The 6595-nt window shown below is 64.0% G+C and carries 5 protein-coding genes and 1 pseudogene; 2 read left to right on the top strand and 4 right to left on the bottom strand.

The window, feature by feature from the left end:
• Positions 1-67: 67 nt before the first annotated feature.
• Complete coding sequence (locus tag J7E82_RS17110; RefSeq protein ID WP_214864796.1) at positions 68-1210, bottom strand: LOG family protein; 1143 nt, start codon at positions 1208-1210, stop codon at positions 68-70.
• Positions 1211-1792: 582 nt separating this feature from the next.
• Between J7E82_RS17110 and J7E82_RS17105 the strand changes: the two genes are divergently transcribed.
• Together J7E82_RS17105 and iolB are read left to right on the top strand one after the other, a co-directional pair.
• Complete coding sequence (locus J7E82_RS17105) at positions 1793-2533, top strand: GntR family transcriptional regulator (protein ID WP_214864794.1); 741 nt, start codon at positions 1793-1795, stop codon at positions 2531-2533.
• Between the two features lie 48 nt (positions 2534-2581).
• Complete coding sequence (gene iolB / locus J7E82_RS17100; protein WP_214864792.1) at positions 2582-3475, top strand: 5-deoxy-glucuronate isomerase; 894 nt, start codon at positions 2582-2584, stop codon at positions 3473-3475.
• A 93-nt stretch (positions 3476-3568) separates the two neighbouring features.
• Here the strand turns inward: iolB and J7E82_RS17095 are convergent, their stop codons facing one another.
• The 3 genes and pseudogenes from J7E82_RS17095 to J7E82_RS17085 form a co-directional block, all read right to left on the bottom strand.
• Positions 3569-4603: a Gfo/Idh/MocA family oxidoreductase gene (locus tag J7E82_RS17095; RefSeq protein ID WP_214864790.1), complete on the bottom strand. Its 1035-nt coding sequence runs from the start codon at positions 4601-4603 to the stop codon at positions 3569-3571.
• Positions 4600-5385, bottom strand: coding sequence for a TIM barrel protein (locus J7E82_RS17090; protein ID WP_214864788.1), 786 nt, complete (start codon positions 5383-5385; stop codon positions 4600-4602). Before J7E82_RS17090 ends, J7E82_RS17095 begins: the two co-directional genes overlap by 4 nt.
• A pseudogene (locus J7E82_RS17085) lies at positions 5385-6510 on the bottom strand (Gfo/Idh/MocA family oxidoreductase). The gene J7E82_RS17090 and the pseudogene J7E82_RS17085 overlap by 1 nt, the downstream one beginning before the upstream one ends.
• Positions 6511-6595 lie beyond the last annotated feature (85 nt).

Below are 6595 nucleotides of genomic sequence, written 5' to 3'. Positions count from 1 at the left end.
CACCCGGTGCCGCCCACCGATCACTCAACCCTGCCCACACCACACACTGGCCCACCTCATTTTCGGACTAGTTGGGGGGCGCGGAGACGACGGCGAGCGCCTCCTCCACCGAATCCACCAGGAAGATCCGCCCACCCATGGGCCTGCCTTTGGCCAGGCTCTGCAGCATCGGCCAGGCGGGATACCGGTGTTCCCAATGCTCACGGCCTACGAGCACCATGGGAGTGATGGTCTCGGGCGCACCATAGTAGTTTTCGCAGGCGTCCTGGAAGATTTCCTGGACAGTACCCGCGGAACCGGGCAAAAAGATGATTCCGCCGTTGCACAGTTCCAGGAGGATAGCCTCGCGTTGGGCGTTGGCAAAATACTTGGCGATATGCGTGGCGAAGAGGTTGGGCGGTTCGTGTCCATAGAACCAGGTAGGGATGCCTAGCGACCCCGTCCCCTCCGGGTGGCGGCGTACCACGTCCGCAGCTGTTCGGGCCCAGGCCGTGATCGACGGCCGGTAACCGGGAACCGCGGCGAGCGCCTCGAGCTCAACGGCGAAGTCGGCGTCGGACAGTCCACTCAGGTAGGCACCAAGGTTGGCGGCCTCCATCGCTCCGGGCCCGCCGCCGGTGGCCACCCTGAGCCCCGAGGCGGCGAGGAGCCGACCCAGCCGGGCGGCTTCGGCAAAATCATTGCCGCCCCGCTGCGCCGCGTGCCCTCCCATAACGCCCACCAGCCCCGAATCTGCGAAGTCACCCTCAACCAGGAGCTCATCCAGGGCGTCTCCAATAGCATGGTCATGCAATGCGGCTGCAAGGGTTGCATCCAGGCTCGCGCGCTGCCGGGGCAGGATGCTCCACTCGTACACACGGGCATCGAGTGTTGCCTCGTATTCGCTGGAGCCGATGTTCTGGTAGAGCTCCGTCGCGCTGTAGAGGGTTCCCCGGTAAGGGTTGAAGGGAATGCCGTGCAGCCTCGGGAAGATCAGCGCACCGCGGCTGCGCAGCGAATCCTCCGTCCCATCATCAAAGGTGCAGCCCAGGAAAATGGCGCCTTGGGCGTCCAAGGCGCCCAGCTCCCTGGACCTTCCCCGCAGGTCCAGGGACTGGGCATGCCAACCGTGCATGCTCGCGGCACCGGCGCCGACCAGCTTGTCGAACTCCTCAACGCTGTGGATATCGAGGGTGCGTGGGCTGGGGTTCAAAGCGCCTGAGGGACTCATGGATCCAGCCTAGCGAGCGGACGGCCAGCCCAGGCAGGTGCTAGCGGGCCTGAACTGCCGGCGCGTCCTGCACCTCGGATACGCCGCGGAAGCGAGCCTCCAGTTGCTCCAGGGACCGGCCCTTTGTCTCGGGAACAAACTTGGCAACAAAAGTCAGGGACACCAGGTTGACCACCACAAGCGGCGCCCACACCAAGGCCCAGCACCACGCGAGCCATGATCATGAAGGGAACGGGTAGGGGCCATGGCACAACCCAATGCCCCCGCCAAGAAGAGCACGGCACAGACAAGCAGGGTCCCCGCCTGCCGAGGCGATCGGCGAGCCTCTCTGCTGAGGATGACGGGACATCTGAGGATGACGGGACATCTGAGTGATGCCAGTCGCTGTAGAGCGCTCTAATTTCACTGTCAAGGGTTAGTCTTAATGTCAGAACATGCAGGCAGCAGAAGCACATGCCTTGACGCGGCGTGCGACACTGATATGATCAACAAAAACAGGATGTCCTATCAAACATACATATGCAGACAATCCTTGTTTCGAAAAGCCACGGTGCCCTGGACGGGGCAGCAAGGGGAGAGCCAATGGCGAATCAACTCAGCCTCCACATTGACCGCTCCTCCCCCGTGCCGCTTTACCATCAAGTGGTCCAAGGCATTGAAGCCGCGATCCACAGCGGGCTCCTGGAACCGGGAAGTCGTCTGGACAACGAGATCGACCTGGCCGCACGGCTCAACCTGTCCCGCCCCACAATGCGCAAGGCAATGGACGAGCTGGTCCGCAGCGGGCTACTCGTGCGCAAGCGTGGCGTCGGAACGCAGGTGGTCTCCAGCCAGGTACGGCGTCCGCTGGAGCTCTCAAGCTTGTACGACGACCTCACCAACAACGGCAAGCAGCCCACCACGGAAGTGCTGAGCTTCTCCCATGAGGAAGCTGACCAGCCAACCCTTGCGACGCTGCAGCTCCCCGCCGGTTCCAAGGTGTACCACTTCACCCGCCTACGGAAAGTCGGCGGAAAGCCGTTGGCACTCATGGAGAACTGGGTTCGGGACGACATCACGAAGATCGACGCAGAAACCCTCAGCTCCGAAGGCCTTTACGCCGTCCTGCGCAGGGGTGGGGTCAACTTCCGGCTGGCCTCCCAACGCATTGGGGCAATGGTGGCCAATGACTATCAGGCTCCGCTACTCGAGACAGCGATGGGATCGGCCCTCGTCACGATGGAACGTACCGCCGTCGACGATACCGGCCGGATGGTGGAGACCGGGCACCACGTGTACCGGGGCGACTCCTACAGCTTTGAAATGACACTGGTCCAACGCTAGACATACAGTCCAACGCTAGAAATACAACTGAACGCAAGGAAGCAATCTATGGCCAACTGGGTATACCCGCTGGGCACAGCCAATGACGGCAAATGGGACATTTCACTCGGCGCCTCGGATTCCGCGCTCGTGGTGGACGGTTGGGCTCATACCGGCATCAAGGTCGCCACGCTGGCGGCCGGTGCCGCCGTCGAGCTTCCCGCTTCGGAAGAAGAGCGCATCGTGGTGCCGCTGAGCGGCTCCTTCACCGTGACGGTCGACGGCGTCGAATACCGCCTCGCGGGACGGCAGTCCGTCTTCCACGGCCCAAGTGACGTCCTGTACTCGGGAATCAGCAAGGAGATGACCATCACCTCGTCCGACGGCGGCAGGGTCGCCGTCGCCACGGCGCCGGCGAACGCGTCCTATCCCACCCGGCTCGTGACCGCTGCGGAAACCCCGGTGGAACTGCGTGGTGCGGGGAACTGCTCCCGCCAGGTCCACAACTTCGGCACTCCGGCGGCCCTCGAGGCTGACCGTTTCATCGTGTGCGAGGTCATCACCCCGGCCGGCAACTGGTCCTCCTACCCGCCGCATAAGCACGACGAGGAAAAGGATGGCGAAACAGCCCTCGAGGAGATCTACTACTTCGAAACACGCGTGGCGCTGGAGAGCCCGGCTCCCGGGGAGGCGGACGCCGTCGGCTATGCCCGGGTTTATGCCTCGGATGAACGGCCAATCGATGTTGCAGCGGAAGTCCGGACCGGTGACGTGGTGCTTGTCCCCTATGGCTGGCATGGACCTGCAATGGCAGCACCTGGGTACGACCTCTACTACCTCAACGTCATGGCCGGGCCCGGTCGCGTCCGGGACTGGCTCATCAGCGATGACCCCCACCACGGCTGGATCCGTGGGACCTGGGAGCAGCAGGACATCGATCCCCGGCTCCCGTTCGGCGCCTAGCTGCCGACGCGCTACCTGCCTCAGGACACGAATACGGCCTGCGGAACCCAGTATCCGGGTATCCGCAGGCCGTATCCGTGTCCTTTGCGCGATTCAGGCAGCCACTTCCCTCGCAACGCGGACGGGCATGCCGGTGGCCAGGGATTCCTGCGCTGCGTCGGCAACCCGGGATGCCGCGACGGCGTCCTCCGGAGTGCAGGGATTCTCCCGCTGCCCGAGAATCAACTCGACGAAGGCTGCCATCTCGGAGCGGTAGGCGTGGTCGAAACGTTCGGCAAAGGTCCTGTGGGGATCTCCGCCGGGGAAGGAGATGCCTGCCTCGGCGGAGGACAGGGCGGTCTTCTCGTCCAGGCCCACCATCAGTGAGCGCCGGGAGCCTTGGATTTCCAGCCGGACGTCGTGCCCGGCCCCGTTGTAACGGGTGGCCGACACGGTCCCTACCGTCCCGTCGTCGAAAGTTACCAGCGCGAGGGCGGTATCGACGTCGCCGACCTCGCCGATAGCCGGATCGCCGTTGTTGGAACCCTTGGCATACACCTCGACGATTTCCCTGCCCGTGAGCCAGCGGAGAATGTCAAAGTCATGGACGGAGCAGTCCCGGAAGAGCCCGCCGGAACTGGCCAGGAACTCCACCGGCGGGGGCGCCATGTCGCACGTGACGGCCCGAAGCGAGTGGATCCAGCCCAGCTCACCCGCCTGGTACGCGCGCTTCGCCTCCACGTACCCGGCGTCGAAGCGACGCTGATGGCCGATTTGGACGACCCCGTGCCGCTCATTGATGTAGTCGAGCACAGGCAGCGCGTCCGCCACATTCATCGCCACGGGCTTTTCGCAAAAGACCGGGATGCCGGCATCCACCCCGGCCTTGATTAGCTCGGGGTGGGTGGCAGTTCCCGTGGCAATAACTAGACCGTCGATGTTCGAAGCCAGGAGTTCATCAACGGAAGGCACAAACTCCGCGTCCAGCCCTTCCGCGACCCGCCGGGCATGGTCCTCAGCGACGTCCGTCAGCCGAAGCCCGACGTTGATGCCCTCGGGGTTGAGGGCATCATTGAGCGCCGCAATGTTGTTGGCGTGCATGACGCCGATACGCCCGACGCCCACCAGTCCCAGTGATATTTGCTTCATCGTTTCTCCTCCGCAAATACGGTAAACGCCTGCCGGAAAGCTTCAAGCGCGGCGTTGCTGTCCGCGCTCGCCCAGGCTTCCATACCCACTGTCCCCTCATACCCGGCGTCCGCGAGTGCCTTCGCCACGGCAGCGTAGTTGATCTCGCCCGTTCCCGGTTCGCAGCGGCCAGGTACGTCCGCCACTTGGATTTCCCCTATATAGGGAAGCGCCGTTCGGACCAGCTCGATGAGGTTCCCCTCGCCCATCTGGGCGTGGTAAAGGTCCAGCATCAGCTTGGCGTTCGGATGCCCCGCGGCTTCCACGAGGGCCAGGGTGTCCTTCGCCCTTGCCAGCGGGATGCCGGGGTGGTCAAGGATGGTGTTCAGGTTCTCAAGGCAAAAGGTCACCCCGTGCTTCTCGCCGAGCACCCCCAACCGCTCCAAGGTCCTCGCACCGGTGGCCCACATTCGCCCGGTGGAGCGGTAGACCGGCCGGGCCGCCGCGCCGTCGACCAGCTCTGCCGGGTGCACTACCATGCGGCTGACCCCGAGCTCGAGGGCTGTTGGAATGAGGGCTTCAGCCGTCCGTACAACGTCGTCCGCCGTGTCCGTATCCACCAGGCTGCCCGAGGTGTAGCCGGTCATCGAGGAGAAGACGGCACCCGTGGCCTTCAACGCCGGGATGTCCTTGTTCCGCGAATCCCACAGCTCGACGTCGAACCCCGCCTCATGAATGCGGCGCACGCGCTCAGTAAACGGAAGGTCGGTGAAGACCATTTCCGCGCATACGGCAAGCCGCATCAGACGGCCGCCTGGGCGGGGCCGGAAGGAGCCACGCCGAGGGACGCCACGCGCACGGGAGCACCCTGTTGTACCGATTCGATGCAGGCAAGTGCCATGGCCAAGGCCCTCCGCGCATCTGTGGCGCCCGGAGTGAGGCTAAAAGAGAGACGATGCTAAACGATCCTGTTGCGTCCCATCCCGCCTCGCGCGCACCACCGAGGCGAAATCGATGAGTTCGTCGGTGTAGGCCTGACGGAACAACTCCACGTTCAGCCTTGGCGTATCGGCGGAAAGGCCCTCGGCGGTGTAGCGGCGGGCCTCTGTCTCGGTGCTCCGTCCGGCCTGGACCATTCCCTTCGAGCCGAACACTTCTCCTCGCACGTCATAGCCGTAGAGTGCGCTGAAGTTCGCCTCGGCGACGGCGATGGCACGGTTGGAGTACTTGATGGTCACTACTGCAGTGTCCAGGAAGCCCTGGTCCCGGAGGTCGGGCTCTACGAGGGCGTCGGCAACGGCGTGGACTTCCACAGGCTCCGCGCCTTCATTGAACCAGTTCAGGGTGTCGAAGTCGTGGATCAGCGTCTCCAGGAAGATGGTCCAGGCGGGGATCCGTGCGGCATGGCCGATGCTTCCGGTTCCGGGGTCGCGGGTCAGGGAGCGCAGCAGTTGGGGCTCTCCGGCGATGCCCGCCGCCAGGTCTTTCTTGGCAGCCTGGAAGTCCTCCGCGTACCGACGGTTGAAGCCAATCTGGAAGTGCACCCCGGCGGAATCTACCGCAGCAAAGGCGGTGTCGAGTTCTTGGAGGCTTTGTCCGGCGGGCTTCTCACAGAAGACGTGCTTTCCCGCGCGTGCTGCATCCGCAATCAACGAGGAGTGGAAGCGGGCCGGGCTGGCAATGACGACGGCGTCGATCTCGGGATCCGCCAGGATGTCAGTGGCGTCTGCGGTGACCTTCAGAGTTCCCAGCGTGGCTGCCAACGCCTCGGCGGACTCTACGTTGGGATCGGCGATCGCAGCAAGTTCGGCGCCCGGGATGCGGCGGGCAATACTCTCCGCATGGAATGCCCCCATCCAGCCTGAGCCAATGAGGCCGATCCGGACAGGTGACGGACGGTTTCCCGCCGGTTGAGTGATGTAAGCCAAAGGTGTGTTCCTCTCAAGGGAAATCGGGGTTAAAGAAAGCAGGGGGACGGGCCTCAACGACCGGTCCCCTTGCTTCCGCTTGTCA

The sequence above is a fragment of the Arthrobacter sp. ISL-30 genome (assembly GCF_018613855.1).
In the GTDB taxonomy this organism is placed as follows: Bacteria; Actinomycetota; Actinomycetes; order Actinomycetales; family Micrococcaceae; genus Arthrobacter.
The sequence above is the reverse complement of the archived record's forward strand: the minus strand, read 5'-3'. Positions and strand labels throughout refer to the sequence as shown.